25 protein-coding genes are annotated in these 22,728 nt (G+C 61.2%); 17 read left to right on the top strand and 8 right to left on the bottom strand.

From position 1 onward, the window contains the following. Positions 1-278: 278 nt before the first annotated feature. Positions 279-902 carry an invasion associated locus B family protein gene (locus FHT84_RS17670; RefSeq protein ID WP_112341186.1) on the top strand — a complete coding sequence of 208 codons (624 nt, stop codon included), beginning with the start codon at positions 279-281 and terminating at the stop codon, positions 900-902. 62 nt (positions 903-964) lie between these two features. Next, complete coding sequence (tldD, locus tag FHT84_RS17665) at positions 965-2,380, top strand: metalloprotease TldD (RefSeq protein ID WP_183763309.1); 1,416 nt, start codon at positions 965-967, stop codon at positions 2,378-2,380. Positions 2,381-2,405: 25 nt separating this feature from the next. Here the strand turns inward: tldD and FHT84_RS17660 are convergent, their stop codons facing one another. Together FHT84_RS17660 and FHT84_RS17655 are read right to left on the bottom strand one after the other, a co-directional pair. Continuing rightward, on the bottom strand, positions 2,406-2,711 hold the full coding sequence (locus FHT84_RS17660) for a pyrophosphatase (protein WP_183763306.1): 306 nt from the start codon (positions 2,709-2,711) through the stop codon (positions 2,406-2,408). A gap of 107 nt (positions 2,712-2,818) precedes the next feature. Further along, positions 2,819-4,117, bottom strand: a complete 1,299-nt coding sequence (locus FHT84_RS17655) for a D-alanyl-D-alanine carboxypeptidase (RefSeq protein WP_112341183.1) — start codon at positions 4,115-4,117, stop codon at positions 2,819-2,821. Positions 4,118-4,344: 227 nt separating this feature from the next. Here FHT84_RS17655 and FHT84_RS17650 point away from each other — a divergent pair, with 227 nt between their 5' ends. Beyond that, positions 4,345-5,409: a polysaccharide deacetylase family protein gene (locus tag FHT84_RS17650; RefSeq protein WP_113250073.1), complete on the top strand. Its 1,065-nt coding sequence runs from the start codon at positions 4,345-4,347 to the stop codon at positions 5,407-5,409. On the opposite strand, the gene pdxH is transcribed toward FHT84_RS17650, so the two are convergent. Further along, positions 5,406-6,026, bottom strand: coding sequence for a pyridoxamine 5'-phosphate oxidase (pdxH, locus tag FHT84_RS17645; RefSeq protein ID WP_112341181.1), 621 nt, complete (start codon positions 6,024-6,026; stop codon positions 5,406-5,408). The two genes, FHT84_RS17650 and pdxH, sit on opposite strands and share 4 nt — an antisense overlap. Positions 6,027-6,091: 65 nt before the next feature. On the opposite strand from pdxH, the gene FHT84_RS17640 reads away from it, so the two are divergent. The 4 genes from FHT84_RS17640 (at position 6,092) to FHT84_RS17625 (ending at position 9,588) form a co-directional block, all read left to right on the top strand. Beyond that, positions 6,092-6,550, top strand: coding sequence for an RT0821/Lpp0805 family surface protein (locus FHT84_RS17640; protein WP_112341180.1), 459 nt, complete (start codon positions 6,092-6,094; stop codon positions 6,548-6,550). Positions 6,551-6,866: 316 nt separating this feature from the next. Beyond that, positions 6,867-8,033 carry a DnaJ domain-containing protein gene (locus FHT84_RS17635; protein ID WP_183763303.1) on the top strand — a complete coding sequence of 389 codons (1,167 nt, stop codon included), beginning with the start codon at positions 6,867-6,869 and terminating at the stop codon, positions 8,031-8,033. A 122-nt stretch (positions 8,034-8,155) separates the two neighbouring features. Then, a complete protein-coding gene (gene fabI, locus FHT84_RS17630; protein ID WP_112341178.1) occupies positions 8,156-8,974 on the top strand; it encodes an enoyl-ACP reductase FabI in 819 nt (272 codons plus the stop codon). A gap of 17 nt (positions 8,975-8,991) precedes the next feature. Further along, the gene (locus FHT84_RS17625; RefSeq protein WP_112341177.1) at positions 8,992-9,588 is read left to right on the top strand and encodes a histidine phosphatase family protein; all 597 of its coding nucleotides are present in this window, start codon (positions 8,992-8,994) and stop codon (positions 9,586-9,588) included. A gap of 112 nt (positions 9,589-9,700) precedes the next feature. Here FHT84_RS17625 and FHT84_RS17620 read toward each other — a convergent pair whose 3' ends face one another. Continuing rightward, positions 9,701-9,961, bottom strand: coding sequence for a DUF1344 domain-containing protein (locus FHT84_RS17620; protein WP_112341176.1), 261 nt, complete (start codon positions 9,959-9,961; stop codon positions 9,701-9,703). 414 nt (positions 9,962-10,375) lie between these two features. Between FHT84_RS17620 and aroC the strand changes: the two genes are divergently transcribed. Both aroC and ribB read left to right on the top strand, forming a co-directional pair. Next, positions 10,376-11,473 carry a chorismate synthase gene (aroC, locus tag FHT84_RS17615; RefSeq protein ID WP_183763300.1) on the top strand — a complete coding sequence of 366 codons (1,098 nt, stop codon included), beginning with the start codon at positions 10,376-10,378 and terminating at the stop codon, positions 11,471-11,473. A 10-nt stretch (positions 11,474-11,483) separates the two neighbouring features. Next, positions 11,484-12,587, top strand: a complete 1,104-nt coding sequence (ribB, locus tag FHT84_RS17610) for a 3,4-dihydroxy-2-butanone-4-phosphate synthase (RefSeq protein WP_112341174.1) — start codon at positions 11,484-11,486, stop codon at positions 12,585-12,587. Between the two features lie 116 nt (positions 12,588-12,703). Here ribB and FHT84_RS17605 read toward each other — a convergent pair whose 3' ends face one another. Further along, positions 12,704-13,234 carry a GNAT family protein gene (locus tag FHT84_RS17605; protein WP_112341173.1) on the bottom strand — a complete coding sequence of 177 codons (531 nt, stop codon included), beginning with the start codon at positions 13,232-13,234 and terminating at the stop codon, positions 12,704-12,706. Between the two features lie 42 nt (positions 13,235-13,276). Between FHT84_RS17605 and FHT84_RS17600 the strand changes: the two genes are divergently transcribed. Further along, complete coding sequence (locus FHT84_RS17600) at positions 13,277-13,426, top strand: hypothetical protein (RefSeq protein WP_181592298.1); 150 nt, start codon at positions 13,277-13,279, stop codon at positions 13,424-13,426. A 130-nt stretch (positions 13,427-13,556) separates the two neighbouring features. On the opposite strand, the gene FHT84_RS17595 is transcribed toward FHT84_RS17600, so the two are convergent. Continuing rightward, positions 13,557-14,609 carry a dipeptidase gene (locus FHT84_RS17595; protein WP_112341172.1) on the bottom strand — a complete coding sequence of 351 codons (1,053 nt, stop codon included), beginning with the start codon at positions 14,607-14,609 and terminating at the stop codon, positions 13,557-13,559. A gap of 85 nt (positions 14,610-14,694) precedes the next feature. Then, positions 14,695-15,885, bottom strand: a complete 1,191-nt coding sequence (locus FHT84_RS17590; RefSeq protein WP_112341247.1) for a winged helix-turn-helix domain-containing protein — start codon at positions 15,883-15,885, stop codon at positions 14,695-14,697. A 107-nt stretch (positions 15,886-15,992) separates the two neighbouring features. Here FHT84_RS17590 and FHT84_RS17585 point away from each other — a divergent pair, with 107 nt between their 5' ends. The 3 genes from FHT84_RS17585 to FHT84_RS17575 are packed head-to-tail and all read left to right on the top strand — an operon-like array spanning position 15,993 to position 17,858. Further along, entirely contained in the window at positions 15,993-16,670 is a 678-nt protein-coding gene (locus FHT84_RS17585) for an energy-coupling factor ABC transporter ATP-binding protein (protein ID WP_112341171.1), read from the top strand. Beyond that, positions 16,670-17,272: an energy-coupling factor transporter transmembrane protein EcfT gene (locus tag FHT84_RS17580; RefSeq protein ID WP_112341170.1), complete on the top strand. Its 603-nt coding sequence runs from the start codon at positions 16,670-16,672 to the stop codon at positions 17,270-17,272. Before FHT84_RS17585 ends, FHT84_RS17580 begins: the two co-directional genes overlap by 1 nt. Before the next feature lie 28 nt (positions 17,273-17,300). Then, positions 17,301-17,858 (top strand): biotin transporter BioY, encoded by a 558-nt coding sequence (locus FHT84_RS17575; RefSeq protein ID WP_183763297.1) that lies wholly within the window; start codon positions 17,301-17,303, stop codon positions 17,856-17,858. 59 nt (positions 17,859-17,917) lie between these two features. On the opposite strand, the gene FHT84_RS17570 is transcribed toward FHT84_RS17575, so the two are convergent. After that, entirely contained in the window at positions 17,918-18,319 is a 402-nt protein-coding gene (locus tag FHT84_RS17570; RefSeq protein ID WP_112341168.1) for a thioesterase family protein, read from the bottom strand. A gap of 167 nt (positions 18,320-18,486) precedes the next feature. Between FHT84_RS17570 and FHT84_RS17565 the strand changes: the two genes are divergently transcribed. The 4 genes from FHT84_RS17565 (at position 18,487) to dxs (ending at position 22,719) form a co-directional block, all read left to right on the top strand. Beyond that, the gene (locus FHT84_RS17565) at positions 18,487-19,428 is read left to right on the top strand and encodes a histone deacetylase family protein (protein ID WP_112341167.1); all 942 of its coding nucleotides are present in this window, start codon (positions 18,487-18,489) and stop codon (positions 19,426-19,428) included. Between the two features lie 2 nt (positions 19,429-19,430). Beyond that, positions 19,431-19,682 carry an exodeoxyribonuclease VII small subunit gene (locus FHT84_RS17560; protein WP_015339025.1) on the top strand — a complete coding sequence of 84 codons (252 nt, stop codon included), beginning with the start codon at positions 19,431-19,433 and terminating at the stop codon, positions 19,680-19,682. Between the two features lie 71 nt (positions 19,683-19,753). After that, positions 19,754-20,677, top strand: a complete 924-nt coding sequence (locus tag FHT84_RS17555) for a pirin family protein (protein ID WP_112341166.1) — start codon at positions 19,754-19,756, stop codon at positions 20,675-20,677. 125 nt (positions 20,678-20,802) lie between these two features. Continuing rightward, positions 20,803-22,719: a 1-deoxy-D-xylulose-5-phosphate synthase gene (gene dxs / locus FHT84_RS17550; RefSeq protein ID WP_112341165.1), complete on the top strand. Its 1,917-nt coding sequence runs from the start codon at positions 20,803-20,805 to the stop codon at positions 22,717-22,719. Positions 22,720-22,728 lie beyond the last annotated feature (9 nt).

Below are 22,728 nucleotides of genomic sequence, written 5' to 3'. Positions count from 1 at the left end.
TCCATTGCGCTTCAAACCACAGTTTGGGATGCTCCGCAACAACTCAAGAGATTTGTTAGTGCGGCATTTTTGCGCGAATATCCCCCATGCCTGCCCCGGACATGGCAAGCATTTCATCATCATACGAAAAATTGCATGATGGTCCATGGCGCCGCCGGGACAAAATGGGGTAGACGTCGTATTTCCGCCGTAGTCGGTTGGAATCCAGCAGCCGGGGCTTTTCATTTGCCGGCCTGGGCTTCAACAATAGCGGCACTGATTCGAATCTAGAGGTTTCCATGGGCTTTCGTTCCCTCGCCCGGCTTTTGCTTGTCACCAGCAGCGTTGCTGCTGCAGCCGCGGTACCCGCATGGGCGCAGCAGGCGCAACAGACTCAGCCGCCGGCGCAGCAGACCCAACAATTGCAGCCCCAACAGCAGGGCCAGCCGCAACCGCATACGCAGCAGGTTCCCACGAGCCAGGTTCCGCAACCTCCGGGTACGGTACGCTCCAGCCACGGCGCATGGTCCGTCGTCTGCGACAAGCCGGCCGGCGCCTCGACCGAGCAATGCGCGCTGATGCAGAATGTCATCGCCGAGGACCGCCCGGAAATCGGTCTTTCCGTCGTCGTGCTGAAGACGGCCGATCGCAAGTCGAAGATCCTGCGCGTGCTTGCGCCGCTCGGCGTGCTGCTGCCGAACGGTCTCGGCCTCAATATCGACGGCAAGGATATCGGCCGCGCTTATTTCGTGCGCTGCTTCTCCGATGGCTGCTATGCCGAGGTCGTGCTCGAGGACGAGTTGCTGAAGACGCTGCGCAGCGGCGCGACGGCAACCTTCATCGTCTTCCAGTCGCCGGAGGAAGGCATCGGCATTCCTGTGGACTTGAAGGGCTTTGCGGACGGCTACGACGCGCTTCCCTGACGCGATGGGCTTGCTCTTGCGCGATGCGAAGCCTACATCGGCTCTGAACGGAGCACTGATCCATGAATACCGATCTCCTTACCCTTTTCGATGCCGATGAAGCCAAGCTGCGCGGCATCGTCGCCGAGGCGCTGTCTGGCGCCGATGACGGCGAGCTCTTCGTCGAGCATGTCCAGGCAGAATCGCTGACATTCGACAATGGCCGGATGAAGGGCGGCAGCTTCAACACGGAACAGGGCTTCGGCCTTCGCGCCGTTGCCGGCGAAGCCGTCGGCTATGCCCATGCGGGCGATCTTTCCGAAGCCGCCTTGAAACGCGCCGCCGATGCCGTGCGCGCGGTCACTTCGGGTTATGCCGGCTCCTATGCGGCCGCACCACAGCGCACCAATAAGGTGCTCTACGGCGACGAGAACCCGATCGGCACGCCAAGCTTCGAGGAAAAGGCCAAGCTCCTGCAGCGGATCGACAGCTATCTGCGCGACAAGGACGACAAGGTGCGCCAGGTGACGGCATCCATCGCCGCGAGCTGGCAGGTGGTCGACATCCTTCGCGCCGATGGCCATCGCGTGCGCGATGTCAGGCCGATGACGCGCATCAACATTTCCGTGATCGTGGGTGACGGCGACCGGCAGGAATCCGGCTCCTTCGGCACCGGCGGGCGCATCGGCTTCGGCGATTTCGTCACACAGGACAATTGGCATCACGGCGCTGATGAGGCGCTTCGCCAGGCACTCGTCAATCTCGAGGCGATCGAGGCGCCGGCGGGCACGATGGACGTCGTGCTGGGCTCCGGCTGGCCGGGCGTCATGCTGCACGAAGCCGTCGGCCACGGGCTGGAAGGCGATTTCAATCGCAAGAAGACGTCGGCATTCGCGGGGCTGCTGGGCCAGATAGTGGCCGCTCCCGGCGTCACCGTCGTCGATGACGGCACGATCGAGAACCGCCGCGGCTCGATCACCATCGACGACGAGGGCACGCCTTCGGCCTACAACGTGCTGATCGAAAACGGCAAGCTCGTCGGCTACATGCAGGACCGGCAGAATGCGCGGCTGATGGGCATGAAGGCAACCGGCAACGGCCGCCGCCAGGGCTATGCCCATACGCCGATGCCACGCATGACCAACACCTATATGCTTGGCGGCGACAAGACGCCGGACGAGATCATCGCCTCGGTGAAGAAGGGCATCTACGCCGTCTCCTTCGGCGGCGGCCAGGTGGATATCACGTCGGGTAAATTCGTCTTCGGCTGCACGGAGGCCTACCTCATCGAGGATGGCAAGATCGGCGCGCCGATCAAGGGCGCCATGCTGATCGGCAACGGGCCGGATGCCATGAAGCGCGTTTCGATGATCGGCAACGACACGAAACTCGATACCGGCATCGGCAACTGCGGCAAGGCGGGCCAATGGGTGCCTGTCGGCGTCGGTCAGCCACATCTGCGGATGGACCAGATCACCGTCGGTGGCACAAAGGCTTAAACCGCCTTCCCTATTCGTACGGGTCTTATTCGTGCGGGCGGAAGCGCCATTTTCGCTCGACCGCGGCGTTGAGATCGAGGCCGTTGCGGTGTGCGAAGAGAAGGATGTGGCCGAGCACGTCCGCCGTCTCGTCGGCCAATGCCGTTGCCAGCTCGGACTCGCTCATGCCCTTGCGGCGCCCCCGGCCGGTGATCTTGTTCCAGATCTGAATCAGCTCGCCCATTTCCTCCTGGAGTTTCAGGACGAACCAGTCGTCGTCGCGGTCCAGGCCGTTATCGGCGGCATAGGTTGCCGAAGCCGCTTCGAATTGCTTCATCAGATCTGACAGCATCGATATCGTTCCTCTTATGTTCTCAACAGACATGAACGATTCCTACAAAAAAGTCGAGCCGGCAGAGTTTGCCCCGCCGGCTCGACTTTATCGAATTGGAACTATGCTCAGCCCTTGCTCGGCAGCAGCATGCAATCGAAATCCTTGCGCTTCAGAGCGGAACAAGCGGAATTCGCATCGTCGCGGCTCGCAAAACCGACGAATCGGGCGCGATAGACCGTGTTGCCGCCCTTGCCGACAGCTTCGGTGTAGGGTGACGCGTTGGCAAGCGCATTGCCGGCCCTGGACTTGGCCTCGGACAGCAGATCCTTGGCGGCCTGCGCGGTCGGCGTCGCGGCGATCTGCACCTGCCAGCTGCCCGTCGCCGCCGGCTTGTTGGCAACGAGGATCTCATCCATCGCAGCCGGGCGATCCATCGGTACGGTGACGTTCGAGGCCGCGGCAAATGCCATCGGGACGACCTCGACGCGCTTGCGCGCCGGCGCCGGCGTCGTCGTCGCGGTGGTCTGGGCGTCGACATCCACGGCAACATCGTCGGAGACGGAAGCCACTTCGACCTGCTGCGGAACCTTGCCGCCGCCGACACTTGCAAACAGGCGCGATGACGGAACAGGGGTTGCCTTCGGGATATAGCGATCCAGCAGCGATGCCATCAGCGCATCGCGGCCGCGCGCCGTGGCGCCGCCCATGACAACGCCGATCACGCGGCGATTGCCCTGACGCACTGCGCTGACGAGATTGAAGCCGGAGGCATTGGTATAGCCGGTCTTGATGCCGTCCATGCCTTCATAGCGATACATCAGATTGTTGTGACCGCGAACGCTACGGCCGCGATAGCTGAAGCTCGACTGCGAGAAGAGCCGGTATTCCTGCGGGTAGTTGTTGATGAGCGCGACGGCGAGCGTCGACATATCGCGGGCCGTCGTCCACTGCTGCATGTTCGGGAGGCCGGAAGCATTGAGGAAGGTGGTGCGGCGCATGCCGATTTCCCGCGCCTTTTGCGTCATCAGCCGGGCGAAGCCGCTTTCGCTGCCGCCGAGGGCCTCCGCCATGGCGGTTGCCGCGTCATTGGCGGACTTGATGATCATGCCGTCGACTGCTTCGCGTACGGTCACTGTGCTACCGGGCTTGAGGCCCAGCTTGGTCGGCGGCTTGGCGGCGGCAAAACGCGATACCGGTATTCTCGTACTCCAGCTGAGCTTGCCGCGATGGATCGCCTCGAAGGTCATGTACAAGGTCATCATCTTGGTCAGCGATGCCGGATGGTTGAGGTCATCGGCATTGCTTGATGCCAGTACCTTGCCGGTCTTCGCATCCATGATGAAATAGGCGCTGCCGGCAAAGCTCGCCGCAGGAGCGCTCAGCAGCAAGACGGCCGCAGACAGAGCCATCAAAAGTCTTTTCATAATTGTCCCCAACCGAAAGAATGCCAACACACCGCATCAATCCCTGTATGATTTTGCGACAAAAAGCCTGATACCGGTGCGATATTGAGGCAACAGCCTCGATAGTTCTTCAATTTTGCCGTTCCTGGTAAAATAACCATTAACGCATTGGAAATTATGGCAAAGATTCAGTAAGGTTTAACGGGGATGCGCTAGAGCGTTGACGTTGGTCAACGGGGTCGATCCGCATGGAACAGGGCATCAAGGTCCGCCTCAAGCGCAGGATGATTTCCAGCGGGCTGGAAGCTGCCGCAATTCTGAAGGGTGCCGGCCTGATGCGCGACGTTGCCGGCCTCGGCGCCATCTTCACTCTTCATCATGTCCGCCCTGCCCTTTCCCGCCGCTTTACGCCCAATGCACATCTCGAGGTCTCACCTGATTTTCTCGACCGAGCGATCGCGCGGCTGAAAAAGGATGGCTATGAATTCATCGCTCTTGACGCTCTTCCGGCGCGACTGGCGAATGCCGCCGGCAAGCCGCCCTTTGTCGCCTTCACGCTCGACGACGGCAATCGGGACAACCTCGATCACGCCCTGCCGGTCCTTTCCCGTCACGGTGCGCCCTTCACCGTCTTCGTTGCCCAGGGGCTCTCGGAGCGGAGCCACAGCATATGGTGGGAAACGCTCGCCGAGCTGCTCGGCCGGCTGGATCGGCTGACATTCGATTTCGGCTCCGGCGACGAATTCCTGCCGCTGGGCAAGGAAAGCCATAAGCATGCGGCATTTGCCCGCTTCGCCGCCTTCGTTCACGGCCACGATGAAAGCGAAGCCGTCGGCCGGATCGACGCGCTTGCCCGCCGTCACGGTCTGGAACCGCTCGACATTGTCCGCGCATCGATCATGGATCGGGGCGAGTTGACGCAGCTCGCTCGCCATCCCCTCGCCTCGCTCGGCGCGCATACGGTAAGCCATCGCGCGCTGTCGCGGCTGCCGGAGGCGGAGGCAGCGGCGGAAATGGCGCTTTCGGCCGATTATGTCGCCGATATCACCGGACGGCGGCCGATCTCGATCGCCTATCCTTACGGCACGCTTGAAGCCGTATCGCCACGCGAGGGCAGGCTCGCGGCAGAACTGGGCTTTTCCGTCGGCGTCACGACGCGCCCGGGCACGATCATGCCGGCGAACGGCACGGAGGCCACGCTCCTGCCGCGGCTATCGCTGAACGGCCATTACCAGAAGCCCCGCTATGCATCGGCACTTGCCTCCGGCATTCCCATGCGATTGATGGGGCCTGAGAAACGGCATGGATCTTAAGGATACATCCGCACCTTCTGCCAGGCGCCTTCCGGCACCTCGCGGCGAAACTCGATGCGATCGTGCAGGCGGAACTGCCGGTCATGCCAGAACTCGATCGACAGCGGCCGGATGCGGAAACCGGACCAATAGGGCGGGCGCGGAATGTCGCCGATAGCATAGCGGGCGGTATATTCGGCAACCGCCTTTTCCAATGCAAAGCGGCCCTCGAGCGGGCGGGACTGCTTCGAAGCCCAGGCGCCGATGCGGCTGCCCCGCGCCCTGGTCTTGAAATACTCATCCGCTTCCTGGTCGCTCACCACTTCAACCACGCCGCGCAGGCGCACCTGGCGGCGCAGCGATTTCCAGTGGAAACACATGGCCGCTTTCTTGTGGTAAAGAATTTCTTGACCTTTCTGGCTTTCGAAGTTCGTATAAAAGACGAATCCGTCGCTATCAAAACCCTTCAGAAGAACCATGCGGACATTTGGCAATCCATCCTTATCCACCGTTGCCAAGGCGACCGCGTTCGGATCGTTCGGCTCCGTGGTCTCCGCTTCGCGCAGCCAGGCCGCGAAAAGAGCGAAAGGTTCGTTCTGCTCGGTGAAGTCACCGCTTGTTAACTCGTTTTCCGACATATTAGTTCAAATACTCCGCAATTCCCAATAACCGCCGGCCCCTCTGGCTAGCCAAAAACGTTCGGGTGGAAGTCATAGCAAAGTCGACCGTTCATACAAAGCGCAAGCTTGCAAAAGGCGTGACGATGGCTGTCGTCCTTGTCTCCCTTTTCACCCTTGGCGGCTGCGTTGGCGGCGGCATGGACTACCTGAGCTCGGCCAAGGTCGATCGCAGCGTATCGACCGGCACGGTGCCGACGGCGCCTGTGACCACCGACAGCATTTCCGACGAAACCACGGTGCGCAACGCAGTCACTTCCGCGGATCTTCACAAGCTCAACGGCCAGTCCATTCCCTGGGCTAACGCTTCCACGGGCAGCGCCGGCGTCATCGACACGATCGTCGAAAGCAATGCATCCGGCGTGGTTTGCCGGCAGTTCCGCACCAGCCGCCATTCCTACCAGGGCATCGCCAACTTTTCCGGCAGGACCTGCCTCGTTGGTCAGGGCGAATGGCAGCTGCTGAGTTTCCAGCAAGCCGGCTGATCGCTTTACCCTCTTTTTCCGCGTGTCGTTTTCCGCGTGCCATCGACCTGGCCGAACGGCAGGATGATCGATGCGCCATGCCATTACGGCTTCTCGGCATTCGTCGTTAGCGATCGGCTAACCATGTGCGGAAATGGAAGCCGATGGTTTCCGCCCGGCGTAACGCCTGATTAGCAACTCTTCCCGCAGGATCGGTTCATACGCGCATCGGCCGTGCCTCCCCCAACGGGAAGCAAGGGGATGAAGCGCGATCAATTGGTTTTTGCTTGGGATGCTGCGACGGAGCCTGGCATACCCATGAATAATGGCGGGAAAGATGCGCGATCCTTACAAGGTGTTGGGCGTGAAACAGGATGCTGGAGCCGACGAAATCAAGGCTGCCTGGCGCAAACTGGCAAAGTCCGCGCATCCGGATCACAATCTGGGCGATCCAACGGCGTCGGAGCGTTTCGCCGAAATCGGCCGCGCCTATGAGACGCTGAAGGATCCGCAGAAGCGCAGCCGTTACGATCAGATCGCGCGCATGGCGGAAGCCAAGGGCCAGAGCCAGGAACAGACGATCATGCAGCAGCGCCAGGCGGCGCGCGAGGCTGCCGATCGTGCGAAGGCCGCGCGCGCCAATGCCGAGAAGATCATGGAGGAGCTTGCCCGGGCGAATGCGCGCAAGGCAGCCGCCTCCGCGGCATCGGCTCAGCACAATGCGGCAGGCGAGACACCTGAAGATATGGTCGAGCGCATATTCGGGGTAAAGTCGGGCCGCGCGCAGCAACAGGATCAAGCCGCAGCCACCGAGACCGCAGCGCAGCACGCCGGAAAGCAGCAGGAGGCCTACGCGACCGCCGCTGAAGAAATACACACGGAGGAGGAACTGCTGGCGACGGGAACCTCTCCCGCCGGTCCACGCTCCACCTTCGGCATCCTCGGTTCGCTCGTGCGCCGCTTTACCGGCGGCAATGTCCAGGAGAAGCCGCCGGAAAAGACGCCCGAGGTTGCCGCCGAAGCCACCGTGACGCTCGACGACATGTTGAAGAGCCGGTGGATCACCGTTCCGCTGTCAGATGGCCGTGAAGCACGCTTCCAGGCGACGACGGATATCGCCAACGGCCAGGTGCTGCATCTGAAGGGCCAGGGGTTGAAACTGCAGGGCATGCTGCGCGGCGACGTTGCCATCACCGTCCATTTGTCGACCGACGGGCGCTTCACGCTCGACGGCAGCGATGTGCGCACGATATTGCCCGTCACCATCGAGAACGCCGTCCTCGGCTGCGAGGCTACCGTCGAGGGGCTGAACGGACCGGTCAAGCTGACGGTGCCGGCCTGGTCCGGTTCGGATCAGATCGTTCGCATTCCCGGCGAGGGATTGCCCGATGGCAATGGCGGGAAAGGTGATCTCGTCGTCGAATTGCGGCTGATGCTTTGGGAAAAACCAGATGATAAGGTTACTGATCTGATGCGTAGCATGCGTGAAGGGCTTTTCCTGTGAAATTTTAGTGACAACAGCACCCTTTGTTACGATCCCTAACAGTTGATGATCTTTACGATGCTTGAACAGGGGAACGGCCTATGCCATAGGCAGGGTCATTCGAAAGTTCAAGGGAGCAGAATATGGCTCAATCCACTGGCCTCATGGCAGGCAAGCGCGGCGTCATCCTCGGCGTCGCAAACAACCGTTCGATAGCGTGGGGTATTGCCAAAGCCTGTTCGGATGCCGGAGCCGAAATCGCATTGACGTGGCAGGGCGACGCCCTCAAGAAGCGCGTCGAGCCGCTTGCTCAGGAACTCGGCGCCTTCATGGCGGGCCATTGCGACGTCACCGAGCCGGCAACGATCGATGGCGTCATCGACACGCTTGAAGCGAAATGGGGCAAGATCGATTTCGTCGTGCACGCCATCGCCTTCTCCGACAAGGATGAGCTGACCGGCCGCTACCTCGATACCAGCCGCGACAACTTCACGAAGACGATGGACATCTCCGTCTATTCCTTCACGGCGGTTGCGCAGCGCGCCGAGCGAATCATGAATGACGGCGGCTCCATGATCACCCTCACCTATTACGGTGCGGAAAAAGTCATGCCGCATTACAACGTCATGGGTGTCGCCAAGGCGGCTCTGGAAGCAAGCGTACGCTACCTCGCCGTCGATCTCGGCGGCCGCGGCATCCGCGTCAACGCGATTTCGGCCGGCCCGATCAAGACGCTCGCAGCTTCGGGTATCGGCGATTTCCGCTACATCCTGAAGTGGAACGAATACAATGCGCCGCTGAAGCGGACCGTTACGATTGACGAGGTCGGCAACTCCGCCCTCTATCTGCTGTCCGATCTGTCGACGGCCGTCACGGGCGAAATCCACCACGTCGATTCCGGCTACCATACGGTCGGCATGAAGGCCGTGGACGCGCCTGACATTTCCGTCGCGAAGGACTGAAAACAGGAAATCTGACCGTGTCGCCCATCCTCTATGTGATACGTCACGGTCAGACCGACTGGAATGCCGAACGCCGCCTGCAGGGGCAAAGGGACATCGATCTCAATGCCATCGGCCGCGAGCAGGCACGGCAGAACGGCATTGATCTTGCCGAAATCCTCGCCTTCGAAAACCGGCCCTTCGACTTCATCGCCAGCCCCCTGCGCCGCACGCGCGAGACCATGGAGATCGCGAGGGACGCCATGGGCCTGCCGCCCAAGGACTACAGCACCGACGACAGGCTGGTCGAGCTGTCGTTCGGGGCGTGGGAAGGCTTCACCCTCAAGGAACTGAAGGCGACTGAGCCCGATCGTCTTGCCGAGCGCAAGGCGAACAAATGGGATTTCATCCCGCCCGGCGATGATGCTGAAAGCTACGAAATCCTCTCCTGGCGCGTCGGCTCGTGGCTGACATCCGTCGACCGGCCAACCGTCTGCGTCACGCATGGCGGCGTCATCCGCACATTGTTTCGCCTGATCGGCGATGTCGAAAAGGAAGAGGCCGCCGAAATCCCGATTCATCAGGACCAGATCCTGAAGGTCGATCCGCATATGAAAATCATCGGCTGGATGTAAAGCGGTTCCGTATCGAGAACAGGGATGGCGAGGATCTGCGAAACCGTGGCGGAACGACCTTTCCCGAGCTCGAATAACTTCCCAGCCGCCGGCCGCCCGGCGGCACCAGCATTTACTGAACGATATCGAGATCGTTGACGACGCGCTTGCCATCGACTTCCGTGTAGAAAACGACGACCTTCACGCCGGCCTGCAGGCCATTGAAATCGAAATCCTCCGGCACCTGATAGTTCTTGCCGTCATCCAGGGTGATGCTGAAGTTCTTCGCATCGACTTTCTTGATCGTTGCCTCGACATCGGCGCTTTCGGCAAAGCCTGCGACGGGCGCAAGCAGGCTTGCCGTGGCCAAAAGCGTCGCTACAAAAAAGCGCATGGTCGTTCACCCTTCAGGTCGATTTGATTGTGATTTCTTATGCGGTGTAGAAAACACGCCGAATATGGCGGAAGTTGCCCCCAATAGTGGCTTCGCTCGCCCAATTGGTGAATGCGCCGTCACAATCCACAGTGCGGATTAATCTTTGTTTACCATACCGCTGCCCGCGGAAGACGGCGTCGAGCGGCGCTTGCGTGGCGGCGAAAAGAAAGATTTTGTCTGGCCAGCTTTTTGGCCCCCGAATGAGCAAGGCAGAACCGGCCTCGATCATCCGGCATTGGAATCAAATAAGTAGAGCACGGAGCCGCCCGAAAACCGCTTACACTTTTCGGCATCATGCTCTATGAGTGTGCCGCAATTGCAAGAGAGAAAAGGCGGTCTGTTCATCGGGCTGCAGCAAACCGGTCGTTTCCAATGTCGCACAATACATTCGGTCATCTTTTCCGCGTCACCACCTGGGGCGAAAGCCATGGTCCGGCGCTCGGCTGTGTCGTCGATGGCTGCCCTCCCGGCCTCCGCTTCAAGCTCGAAGACATCCAGGCCTGGCTCGACAAGCGTAAACCGGGGCAATCGCGCTTCGTCACGCAGCGGCGCGAGGACGATCTCGTCAAGGTTCTCTCGGGCGTGATGATGGATGAGGACGGCGAGACGATGATCTCGACCGGCACCCCGATCTCGATGCTGATCGAGAACACCGACCAGCGTTCGAAGGATTATGGCGAGATCGCCAGGCGCTACCGTCCTGGCCATGCCGACTATACCTATGACGTCAAATACGGCATCCGCGACTATCGCGGCGGCGGGCGCTCGTCTGCGCGCGAGACAGCCGCACGCGTCGCGGCCGGCGGTATTGCCCGCCTCGTCGTGCCCGGCGTGACCATCCGCGGGGCACTGGTGCAGATCGGCAAGCACAAGATCAACCGCGCCAACTGGGATTGGGCTCAAGTTGACCAGAACCCCTTCTTCGCCCCGGATCCTGAGATCGTGCCGGTGTGGGAAGACTATCTCGACGGCATCCGCAAGGCCGGCTCCTCGATCGGCGCCGTAGTCGAAGTCGTGGCCGAAGGCGTGCCAGCCGGTCTCGGCGCTCCGATCTACGGGAAGCTCGACCAGGATATCGCCTCGCTGCTGATGTCGATCAACGCCGTCAAGGGCGTCGAAATCGGCGAAGGGTTTGCGTCCGCCGAGCTGACCGGAGAGGAAAATGCCGACGAGATGCGCATGGGCAATGACGGCAAACGCATCTTCCTGTCAAATCACGCCGGCGGCATTTTGGGCGGTATTTCCACCGGCGAACCGATCGTTGCGCGCTTCGCCATCAAGCCGACCTCCTCGATCCTGACCGAGCGTCAGTCGATCGATGCCGACGGCAACAATGTCGATGTGCGCACCAAGGGCCGCCACGATCCGTGCGTCGGCATTCGCGCCGTGCCGATCGGCGAGGCAATGGTTGCCTGCGCCGTTGCCGATCATTATCTGAGGGATCGCGGCCAGACGGGCCGGCAGAGGTAGGAAATTCGAAATGTCTTACGACCAGAAGCGTGTTGTCGATGCCATCCGGGCTTTCGAAGCCGGCGAGATCGTCGTCGTCATGGACGATAACGACCGCGAAAACGAAGGCGACCTGATCGTCGCCGCTGTTCATTGCACGCCGGACAAGATGGCCTTCATCGTCCGGCACACATCCGGCATCGTCTGCACGCCGATGCCGCGCGAGGAAGCCAAACGGCTGAACCTCAACGCCATGGTGGCGGAAAACGACTCCGCCCATACCACGGCCTTCACCGTCTCCGTCGATTTCAAGCACGGCACGACGACAGGCATTTCCGCCGACGACCGGACGCTGACCGTGCGCAACCTCGCCAACCCGAATGTCGGCCCGGCGGATTTCGTCCGTCCCGGCCACATCTTTCCGCTGGTTGCCCGCGAAGGCGGCGTGTTGATGCGCTCCGGTCATACGGAAGCCGCCGTCGATCTCTGCAAGCTTGCCGGCCTGCCGCCGATCGGCGTCATCTGCGAACTCGTCAATGACGACGGCACGGTGACGCGCGGCCAGCAGGTGGTCGAATTCGCCGAGCAGCACGGGCTGAAGCTCGTCTCCGTCGCCGACCTCATCGCCTATCGCCAGCGCAAGGAAACACTGATCGAGCTCGGCACCAGCTTCGATATCGAAACGCCATTCGGCAAGGCACGCGCCCATACCTATTCGCTGCCCTGGGACCCGATGCAGCATCTCGCCGTCGTCTTCGGCGATATCCGCGACGGCGTCGATATCCCGGTGCGCCTGCATCCCGAAAGCGTCGCCGAGGATCTGTTCGGCAAACGCCGTCCGGTCGATTTCTACATGAAGAAGATCGCCGAGGAAGGCCGCGGCATCATCGTCTACCTGCGCGAAGGTTCCGTCGGTGTCGGTCATTTCGACAATGGCCGCAAGGCGCGCCAGGCTGAACGCGAAAGCCATGCCGAGGCACAGGTGCGCGACAGCGAATGGCTGGAAATCGGGCTGGGCGCACAGATCCTGAAGGATCTCGGTGTCAGCTCGATCAAGCTGCTCACCAGCCGCGAACGGCACTATGTCGGTCTCGAAGGCTTCGGCATCAAGATCGCCACGACGGAAATCTGCTGATTCCACCCTCCCCTCGAGGGGGAGGGTCGGAGCGAAGCTCCGGGGTGGGGTGATGCCCCACACGATCACCCCCACCCACCGCTGCGCGGCGACCTCCCCCCTCCAGGGGGAGGTACCTAAAACTCGCGATCCAGCAGGCCCATCATGATGTCGTCGTGCCAGCTGCCATTGACGTAAGCGGTCTCCCGCTCCCTTCCTTCAACGACGAAGCCGCATTTTTCATAGGCTCGGATGGCGCGCTTGTTGTAGGCGAGCACGCGTATTCCGATGCGATGCAGCTTCATCTCGCCAAAGGCGTGATCCAGCAGAAGCGCAATCGCTTCCGTGCCAAAGCCTTTGCCAAGCAACGCCGGATCATAAATCCCGATTGCCATCGTCGCGCGCCGGTCCTGGCGATTGACGTTGTCCAATCTGATCACGCCGGCAAAGGCGCCGTCGATTTCGATGACCCATGCGTGAAGGTGATCGGCAATACCTTGAACCCATCGCGCCGCGCCCTCCCGGGTGACGGGCTTGATGTCCTCCTTGTTGACGCCATACATCTCCGCGATCTCTGCATTCGTACCCAAAGCGAAGCGCACTTCGGCGTCGTCGGCACACGGCGGGCGGAGCCTGACATTTCTGCCCTCGAGAATTGGTGACGACAACGAACCCTCCGTTTTCAGGTGCTCCTCCGACTATTCGCCCCCATGAGCATGCCCTCCACCAGAGGTGGCGGTCTGAAACGCGCTGCATCCGAACTAATAGAAGTGGTTTTGCTGCAGCTTGCAAGTGTTGAGCGGCACTATGTCGGCCTCGAAAGCTTCGGCATCAAGATCGCCACAACGGAAATCTGCTGATTTCCACCCTCCCCTCGATGGGGAGGGTCGGAGCGTAGCTCCGGGGTGGGGTGATGCTCCACACGATCACCCCCACCCGCCGCTACGCGGCGACCTCCCCCCCTCAAGGGGGAGGTGACAAAGCCTGGGATCAATTCCGCCACGTGCGGCCGAATACGCGAAGCCAATTATCATAGGCGAATTTTCGCAAAGCCTGTTCATCGAATCCGCTCTTGCTCATGGCCTCTATGAGGCGTGGCAGGCCACTTGCATCTCCGATCTCACGAGGCATGACCGCTCCGTCAAAATCTGATCCGAGCGCGACCCCATCCGCGCCGATGCGGGCGCTGAGATGGTCAATCTGGCGGATGACCGCTTCGAGCGGGGTGTCCTCGTCAAGATTGGCATCCGCGCGGATATCGTTGACGGCAAGATTCAGCCCGACGACGCCGCCTGTATCTCGAATGGCGTCCAATTGCCGATCGGTCAGGTTCCTGGTCGACGGACATATGGCATGGGCGCAGGTATGCGTGGCGACGAGCGGAGCGGTGCTCAATGCGGCGACATCCCAAAATCCGCGCTCATTCAGATGGGAAACATCGATCATGATCCCCAGCTCGTTACATCTTCTAACCAGATCCTTTCCCAAATCGGTGAGGCCGGGTCCGGTATCGGGCGATCTCGGATAGGTGAATGGAACGCCATAGCCGAAGATATTCGGACGGCTCCACACAATACCCAGGGACCGAAGGCCGGCATCATAGAGGCTATCCAGATAGGCGAGATCGGGGCCGATTGCGTCGGCGCCTTCCATATGGAGCACAATGGCAAAGGCGCCGTCATATCGAGCCGCCTCGATCTGGCTGACGCTCGTTGCCAGACGGATTCTATCACCCGAGCGCCCGATCAGCTTCCTTATGGCCGAAAGCTGCCCGTCGATTTGCCGGTGGGCATGGTCCGGAGGCAGGGCCTCGGCATAGCGGACTTCGTAGCCATCATGGGTGATCGTCAGATCGTCCACCGGCTTATGTTCCGGCGCGGCATACATCGCGAATAATCCGCCGGCCAAGCCGCCTTCGAGTGCTCGCGGAAGATCGAGATGCCCGGCCTCGGACCGAACCAGAAAATCGCGGCCGTCAGGTCTATAATCCAGCATGAACTGGACCGCGTCGTTATGCCCATCGAAAATCCGAATAGTGTCCATGCGATCGCAGTTCCCATAGATCAGAGGCCGCTTCGCTCTCCCGTCAACGCAATCCGCAGGCGATTTCCCGAACAAGGAATATCGGTCATTCTCGCCAGCCGTCGAGAAACACAACCTTCTCGACACCGGTGAAACGGGCAACGCGCTCCAGCTCTGCTTCCAGCTTCTCCAGCCGGCCGGAAGATGCTTTGACACCCGGTTCCAGCCACAGGCGTTTGACATCCAGTGTTCCCGCCTTGCGGTCGGCCTTCATGTCAATCCGTCCGATCAGACGGTCTCCTTCCAGGAGCGGAAAGACATAGTAGCCATATTCGCGCTTCGGCTCGGGCACGAAAATCTCGATGCGGTAGAAGAAGCCGAAGAGGCGTTCGGTGCGGTTGCGATCGCGTAGCGTGGGATCGAAGGGGCTGAGAACGCGGATGCGCGCCGGCGCTTCGGCGTGACTATCGAGCGTGTCATGAAAGTCGAGGAAAGCTAAGGAGGGTCGAGGCTTGCCGCCACCGGCAGGCTCGATCAGCACATCGGTCAATTCGTCGCGATGGGTCTCGACCCAGCTCTTGGCCTCCTGCGGCGTCACCAGATCCCAGAAAGCGGCGATTTCGCCCGAGGTGGCAAAGCCGAGGCGCTGCAGCGCGCTGCGGCAAGCCCAATCGACAAATTCGTCATGCTCCACTTCCGGCTCATGGAAATGGGCCGGCAGGACGCGTTCGACGAGATCGTAGACCTTCTGGAAATTGGTGCGGCCGGCAATGGCGAACTTGCCGGTGCGCCAGAAATATTCGAGCGCCGTCTTGTTCGGGTGCCAGTTCCACCAGCCGCCGGAGACGTGATCCTCCGCCTTGACCTCGCGGGCGGTAATGGCGCCGTTCTTCAGCACGCGCTCGTAGGTTTCCTCGAAAGCCGCCTCGAACCCCTCTCCGCGCCATTTGCGCCAGCGCGCAATGATCGCCTCCTCTTCACGGCGAAAGCGGTGCTTCCAATAGACGAAGAAGGCGCTCGGCAGGATCGAGGCATCATGCGTCCAGTTCTCGAAAAGCGCGCCATCCTTTTCCAGAAGCTCCGTCAGATGTTCGCGCCGATAGGTCTGGTTGCGCGAAAACAGGATCTGATGATGGGCGCGCTCGACGGTTGCGATGCTGTCCACCTGCACGAAGCCGATGTCATGGATGAGCTGCAGCAGCCCCGCCTTTGTCAAGGCGCGGTTGGGCGGATTGGCAAGCCCCTGTTTGGCAAGAAACACGCGGCGGGCATCACGATTCGAAAGCAGATTCGTCATAAGCGGATCATAGGCATAAATTCCCATGCTTTCAAAGAGGCCCTGATTTGATAAATCGAAGCGATGCGCTATAGCTCCGCGATCACACTGTTGAACAGGGAAAGCGCTTGGATATCCGCTTCGACAACGCCGGCGTCGATTATGGCACGCGCACTGCGCTGTTTCCTTTGAATCTCACGCTTCAGGAGCGCCGCATCGGGGTGATCGGCCTCAACGGCTCCGGCAAGACGACCTTCGCGCGGCTGATCAACGGGCTCGTCAAGCCGACGACGGGACGCGTCTTGGTCGATGGGCTCGACACGGTCGGCAACGCCAGCGAGGTGCTTGGAAAAGTCGGCTATATCTTCCAGTCGCCGCAGAACCAGATCATCCTGCCCATCGTGCGCGACGATATCGCCTATGGGCTGAAGGCGCGCGGATATGACAAGACGCAAATCGAGGCGGCGGTCGAGGGTATTCTTGGCCGCTTTGGCGTCGGCCATCTCGGCGCGCGGCGGGCGCATGAGCTTTCCGGTGGCGAGCTGCAGATGGCCGCGCTCTGCTCTGTACTCGTGACCGGACCCGATATCCTCATTCTCGACGAACCGACCAACCAGCTCGATCTCAAGAACCGGGCGCTCGTGCGGAAGACCATGATGGAGCTGCCGGAAAGCATCATCGTCATCAGCCACGATCTGCCCCTGCTCGAGGATTTCGAGCGGGTGCTTTTGTTCGACCAGGGCCGGCTCGTCGCCGACGCTCCGGCAGAGGAGGCGATCGCTCGCTACAGGGGGATGGCAGGCTGATGCAGACGCTGCATGTCGATGTCGATACATGGTTGCACCGGCTTTCGCCGCGCGTAAAGCTCCTCACGTTGACTGCATTCGGCGTATTGCTTTTCCTGACGCAGTCCGTCGCGGTGCTTGCCTGTGCAAATCTTGTCGGCGCCGGCCTCTATTTCCGCAGTGGCCTGCCGATCCGAGACGCATTGAAGCGGCTGCGGCCGATCCTGATCTCGATTGCCGTGCTCGCCGTCTTCGCCGCACTCGTCGGCCCGCTGCACGCCGCCATCGTCACCGCCCTGCGATTGACCGCGCTCGCATTGTTTGCCGCCACGGTGACGGCGACGACATCGATGGCTGCTTTCATCGACGAGATCACGGCGCTTGCCATGCCGCTCCAAAAGTTCGGCCTGCTGAAGGCCGCCGATATTGGATTGGCGATCGGCCTCGTCATCCGGTTCGTCCCCGAGATCCTCGATCGCTACCGTGCGATCCGCGAGGCGCATCAGGCGCGCGGGATCAAGGTTCGCCTGGCGACCACGCTCGCGCCGCTGATCATCCTGACGCTGCGCGATGCGGACAATATCGCCGCCGCGATTGACGCGCGCGGCATTCGGCGTCAATGAACATAGATCTTTTTCGGAAGGAGCCGCCATGAACACCCGCGATCTCGTCCTCTCGGCACTTTTTGCCGCCATCATCGTGGCGCTCGGGCTCTTGCCGCTCATCCCGATCGGCATCATTCCGGTTCCGATCACGGCACAATCGCTCGGCGTCATGCTAGCCGGCGTCGTGCTCGGCGCCAAGCGCGGGGCGATCGCGGTGCTGCTGGTGGTCGTCCTTGTCAGCATCGGCCTGCCGGTGCTGTCGGGCGGTCGCGGTGGCCTTGCCGTCTTCGCCGGCCCGACGGCCGGCTTCTTCGTCGGCTGGATCTTCGCGGCCTTCGTCACCGGCTATTTCTCGGAGAGGCTGGTAAAGCCGGAACAGAGCGGCCTCGTTCAGGGCGTCGGCTTCTTCATCGCTGCCGTCATCGGCGGCGTGGTCGTGCTCTATGCGTTCGGCATCGCCTGGCTGACGATCAATATCGGTTTCAGCAAGGCGTTTCTCGGGTCCTTGGGCTTTGTGCCGGGAGATGTCATCAAGGCCGTCGTCGCGGCTCTCGTCGGCCGTGCCGTCATGGTCGGCTATCCGCTTCTGCCGCAGCGGAGCTAGGGCACGTCGCCTAAAAATGCGCGGCGGTTTTACGGCAGCGACGTGCGTCTCAGCGTGACTTACGTCAGGTATTTATAGAGCCAGTCGCGCGTGTCTTCCGGCAGCGGCGCCGGATCGTGTTCATCGCCACGGACCGCGAGCCAGAGAATTTCCACTTCCGCCGCCAGTTCGTTGCCGGTTTCGACCATGATCATGAAGCCGATCGACTTGCCGCCGATCTTGTTGACGCTGATCGAAAAGCGGGCAAGATCGTCATAGTGCAAGGCCCGGTGCAGCGAACAGGATGCCTTCCTGGCGATGTAGAGCGGTTCGTCCTCGACCAGCGGCCGGGTGCGCCAGAAATTCGAGAGCGCCGTTTCTGCCTGAGAGATATAGGAGGCGACAAACATCTGGCCGTGCCGGTCGACATCGCGCGGCGGCACCCTTACCTCGACGACATCGGATCGTTCTGCTCTCGCCATCACGCAATAACCCTGGCCGACGCCATACTCGCCTTAATGAAAGCTTAACACCGCGCCTCGATAAGTAAACGGCGCCACGCCAAAGTGGTTAAGATGGATTGTTGACATTGTAGTGACATGGTCCATGTCCTGTAATAGGCGTCACACCTCATTTATAGATTGGCCCCATGAGCACACGTCTTTACGAACACCCGATCTTCCTGGAACATATTGTTCCGCCTGGCCACCCGGAGCGGCCGGATCGGCTGCGCTCGCTGAATATCGCGCTGGAGCATCCGAATTTCGAGCGACTGGACCGGCGGAAAGCGCCTGCCGCACACGAGGATGCAGTCCTGCTTGCGCATCCCGAGGAGCATCTGGAGTTCGTGCTGCGTTCGATGCCGGACAGAGGCGACGACGGCGAGATCAACCAGCTCGAAGCCGATACCTATGCCAGCCCGAAGACGTTGCAGGCAATCATGCACGGCGTCGGCGGAGCCATGGCGGCGGTCGACGACGTCTTTTCCGGTGCGGCCGACAATGTCTTCGTCGCGGCCCGTCCGCCGGGGCACCATGCCGAGAAGACCAAGGCCATGGGCTTCTGCTTCTTCAACAATGCCGCAATCGCCGCCCGCCATGCGCAAAAGGCCCACGGCGCCGAGCGCGTCGCCATCGTCGACTGGGACGTGCACCACGGCAATGGCACTCAGGATATTTTCTGGGACGATCCGTCCGTGCTCTTCTGTTCCACCCACCAGATGCCGCTCTATCCAGGCACCGGCAAGAAGGATGAAAGTGGCACCCACAATACCATCGTCAATGCGCCGCTCTCTCCCAATACCGGCGGCGATCATTTCCGAGAGGCCTTCAAGTCGCGCATCCTGCCGGCGCTCGCCGACTTCAGCCCCGATCTCATCATCATCTCGGCCGGCTTCGACGCCCATCACCGCGATCCCCTGGCGCAATTGAACCTAACGGGCGAGGATTTCGACTGGGCGACCGGGCGGCTGCTCGAAGTTGCAGACCGCAGCGCCAAGAACCGGGTCGTCAGCCTGCTCGAAGGCGGCTATGATCTGGAAGGTCTCGCCGAGTCGGCGGGGATGCATATTCTACGCATGATGAAAGGTTGACGATGAGCGAGAACGCCAAGGCAGATGTTTCGGGCTATTCCTTCGAGAAGGCTGTGGCGGAGCTTGAAAGCATCGTTGCCCGGCTTGAGCGCGGCGATGTGGCGCTGGACGAATCCATCTCGATCTACGAGCGCGGCGAAGCGCTGAAGAAGCACTGCGAAGCGTTGCTTTCAGCGGCGGAAAACCGCATCGAGAAGATCCGGCTCGACCGCGCCGGCAAGCCACAGGGTACGGAAGCGCTGGACGGCGCATAGGATCAAAACGGGAAATTTGAGTTTGGCACGCATTCCCGATAGGTTGAGCCCCAACCGAAAGGAGAGCCTTCATGTCATTCTTCCCAGGCAACGATCCTCAGGCCGGCGATGCCTTCGCCTGCGATGCGATCGAGAACCTTATCATTCCGCGCACCAGCGACCTTGGCGGCTTCTCCGTGCGGCGCGCGCTTCCGAGCAGCCGGCGCCGGTTGGTAGGACCGTTCATCTTCTTCGACCGCATGGGACCTGCGATTTTACGGCCGGGCCAGGCGCTCGATGTGCGCCCACATCCGCATATCGGCCTTTCCACGGTCACCTATCTCTTCGACGGCGAGATCCGCCATATGGACAGCCTCGGCACGGCCAAGGTGATCCGTCCCGGCGACGTGAACCTGATGACGGCCGGGCGCGGTATCGTGCATTCCGAGCGCACGCCGGAGAACCTGCGCGATCACCCTTTCGCCATGTCCGGCCTGCAGACCTGGCTGGCGCTCCCCGACGACAAGGAGGAGATCGATCCCTCCTTTGCCCACACCGAGAAGGACGAGCTGCCTGTGATCGCCGATGGCGGCGTGACCGGGCGCGTTGTCATCGGCGAATTCGAGGGTCTGAAATCGTCGGTGAAATCCTTCTCCGACACGCTCTATGTCGATCTGCAGCTTCAGCCCAATACGACGTTTCCTTTTGGGTCAGCGCATGAGGAGCGGGCCCTCTATATTCTCTCCGGTTCGCTCATCGTCGCGGGCGACCGTTTCGAGCAGGATCAGCTCCTCGTCTTCCGTCCCGGCGATGCGATAACGCTGGAGGCAGGCGAAAAAGGCTGTCATCTCATGCTTTTTGGCGGTGCAGCGCTCAATTCGAAGCGCTATATCTGGTGGAATTTCGTCTCGTCCTCAAAGGAGCGCATCGAAAAGGCCAAGGAAGAATGGCGCACAGGCCGCTTCGATATCGTGCCGGGCGACGAGGAAGAGTTCATTCCCCTGCCGGAAGGCTAACGGGTTCATAACACTCCCACATGTTTCTTGTTCGGGAGCACCTTGAATTCGGCGCCTTTTGTCGCAATCTGTTTTGACGTAAAGGCGGACCACCGCCCAAGAATAGCAAGAAAGAGGCATCAGCCTTGACACAAATGCCACAGACGCCCCTGCTGGACCGGGTCCAATATCCTTCCGACCTGCGAAAGCTGGAGGACCGGGAATTGCCGCAACTCGCCCGCGAAGTCCGCGATGAGATGATCGATGCGGTGTCGCGTACCGGCGGACATCTCGGCGCCGGCCTCGGTGTCGTCGAATTGACCATCGCGATCCACAGCGTCTTCAACACGCCCGACGACCGGCTGATTTTCGATGTCGGGCATCAGTGTTATCCGCACAAGATCCTGACCGGCCGGCGGGACCGCATTCGCACGCTTCGCCAGGAAAACGGTCTTTCCGGCTTCACGCGCCGGGCTGAAAGCGAGTACGATCCCTTCGGCGCCGCGCATTCCTCGACATCCATTTCCGCCGGCCTCGGCATGGCGGTTGCCGCCGAGCTCGATAATACCGACCGCCGTGTGATCGCCGTCATCGGTGACGGCGCCATGTCGGCCGGCATGGCCTATGAGGCGCTGAACAATGCCGGTGCGCTCGATGCACGGCTGATCGTCATCCTCAACGACAACGACATGTCGATCGCCCCGCCGACGGGGGCCATGAGCGCCTATCTCGCGCGCCTCGCCTCCGGCCGCACCTATATGGGCTTCCGGGATTTCGGCAAGAAACTGACCGCCTATCTCGGCAAGAAGGTCGACCGCGCCATCACGCGGGCAGTCGAGCACGCACGGGGCTATGTGACCGGTGGCACCATGTTCGAGGAGATGGGCTTCTATCATATCGGCCCGATCGACGGTCACTCCTTCGAGCATCTGCTGCCCGTGCTGCGCAATGTGCGCGACAATGCGCAAGGCCCGGTGCTGATCCATGTCGTGACGCAAAAGGGCAAGGGTTATCCGCCGGCCGAGGCAGCTGCCGACAAATATCACGGCGTCAACAAGTTCGACGTCATTACCGGCGCGCAGACGAAGGTGAAGCCGAATGCGCCGAGCTACACAAGCGTCTTTGCGGACGCTTTGGTCCAGGAGGCAACCCTCGACGACAAAATCGTCGGTATCACCGCCGCCATGCCAAACGGCACCGGCCTCGACAAGCTGCAGGAATTCTTCCCCAAGCGCTGTTTCGACGTCGGCATTGCCGAGCAGCATGCCGTGACTTTCGCCGCGGGCCTTGCTGCCGAAGGCTACAAGCCCTTTGCCGCTCTTTATTCCACCTTCCTGCAGCGTGCCTATGACCAGGTGGTGCATGACGTGGCGATCCAGGGCCTGCCCGTCCGTTTCCCGATCGACCGCGCCGGCTTCGTCGGCGCCGATGGACCGACGCATGCCGGGTCCTTCGATACCGCCTTTCTTGCCACCCTGCCCGGCTTCGTCGTCATGGCCGCCGCCGACGAGGCGGAACTCAAGCATATGGTGCGCACGGCCGCCGCCTATGATCTCGGCCCGATTTCCTTCCGCTATCCGCGCGGTGAAGGCGTCGGCGTCGAGCTGCCGGAACGGGGCCAGATCCTCGAAATCGGCAAGGGGCGCGTCGTCAAGCAGGGTTCGAAAGTCGCGCTGCTGTCCTTCGGCACGCGCTTGGCCGACAGCCTTGCCGCAGCCGAGGATCTCGATGCCGCCGGCCTGTCGACGACGGTCGCCGATGCGCGCTTCGCCAAGCCGCTCGATCACGACCTCATCCGACAACTCGTGGCTCACCATGAAATGCTGATCACCGTCGAGGAAGGTTCGGTCGGCGGCTTCGGCAGCCAGGTCATGCAGTTCCTCGCCAATGAGGGCCTGCTCGACAATGGCCTGAAGATCCGCTCGCTCGTCATGCCGGATATGTGGATGGATCAGGCAAAGCCTGAAGCCATGAATGCCAGAGCCGGTCTCGACCGTGCCGGCATCGTGCAGACAGTATTCCGCACGCTCGGCCACGGCCGCATCGTCGAAGCCGCTGGATAAACGCAAACA

Source organism: Rhizobium sp. BK289 (genome assembly GCF_014193575.1).
Taxonomy (GTDB): domain Bacteria; phylum Pseudomonadota; class Alphaproteobacteria; order Rhizobiales; family Rhizobiaceae; genus Rhizobium; species Rhizobium tropici_C.
The sequence above is the reverse complement of the archived record's forward strand: the minus strand, read 5'-3'. Positions and strand labels throughout refer to the sequence as shown.

Coding starts and splice junctions, on each gene's coding strand:
- FHT84_RS17670 (WP_112341186.1), top strand. CDS start 279: ATGGGCTTTCGTTCCCTCGCCCGGCTTTTGCTTGTCACCAGCAGCGTT.
- tldD (WP_183763309.1), top strand. CDS start 965: ATGAATACCGATCTCCTTACCCTTTTCGATGCCGATGAAGCCAAGCTG.
- FHT84_RS17660 (WP_183763306.1), bottom strand. CDS start 2,711: ATGCTGTCAGATCTGATGAAGCAATTCGAAGCGGCTTCGGCAACCTAT.
- FHT84_RS17655 (WP_112341183.1), bottom strand. CDS start 4,117: ATGAAAAGACTTTTGATGGCTCTGTCTGCGGCCGTCTTGCTGCTGAGC.
- FHT84_RS17650 (WP_113250073.1), top strand. CDS start 4,345: ATGGAACAGGGCATCAAGGTCCGCCTCAAGCGCAGGATGATTTCCAGC.
- pdxH (WP_112341181.1), bottom strand. CDS start 6,026: ATGTCGGAAAACGAGTTAACAAGCGGTGACTTCACCGAGCAGAACGAA.
- FHT84_RS17635 (WP_183763303.1), top strand. CDS start 6,867: ATGCGCGATCCTTACAAGGTGTTGGGCGTGAAACAGGATGCTGGAGCC.
- fabI (WP_112341178.1), top strand. CDS start 8,156: ATGGCTCAATCCACTGGCCTCATGGCAGGCAAGCGCGGCGTCATCCTC.
- FHT84_RS17620 (WP_112341176.1), bottom strand. CDS start 9,961: ATGCGCTTTTTTGTAGCGACGCTTTTGGCCACGGCAAGCCTGCTTGCG.
- aroC (WP_183763300.1), top strand. CDS start 10,376: ATGTCGCACAATACATTCGGTCATCTTTTCCGCGTCACCACCTGGGGC.
- ribB (WP_112341174.1), top strand. CDS start 11,484: ATGTCTTACGACCAGAAGCGTGTTGTCGATGCCATCCGGGCTTTCGAA.
- FHT84_RS17600 (WP_181592298.1), top strand. CDS start 13,277: ATGAGCATGCCCTCCACCAGAGGTGGCGGTCTGAAACGCGCTGCATCC.
- FHT84_RS17595 (WP_112341172.1), bottom strand. CDS start 14,609: ATGGACACTATTCGGATTTTCGATGGGCATAACGACGCGGTCCAGTTC.
- FHT84_RS17590 (WP_112341247.1), bottom strand. CDS start 15,885: ATGACGAATCTGCTTTCGAATCGTGATGCCCGCCGCGTGTTTCTTGCC.
- FHT84_RS17580 (WP_112341170.1), top strand. CDS start 16,670: ATGCAGACGCTGCATGTCGATGTCGATACATGGTTGCACCGGCTTTCG.
- FHT84_RS17575 (WP_183763297.1), top strand. CDS start 17,301: ATGAACACCCGCGATCTCGTCCTCTCGGCACTTTTTGCCGCCATCATC.
- FHT84_RS17570 (WP_112341168.1), bottom strand. CDS start 18,319: ATGGCGAGAGCAGAACGATCCGATGTCGTCGAGGTAAGGGTGCCGCCG.
- FHT84_RS17565 (WP_112341167.1), top strand. CDS start 18,487: ATGAGCACACGTCTTTACGAACACCCGATCTTCCTGGAACATATTGTT.
- FHT84_RS17560 (WP_015339025.1), top strand. CDS start 19,431: ATGAGCGAGAACGCCAAGGCAGATGTTTCGGGCTATTCCTTCGAGAAG.
- FHT84_RS17555 (WP_112341166.1), top strand. CDS start 19,754: ATGTCATTCTTCCCAGGCAACGATCCTCAGGCCGGCGATGCCTTCGCC.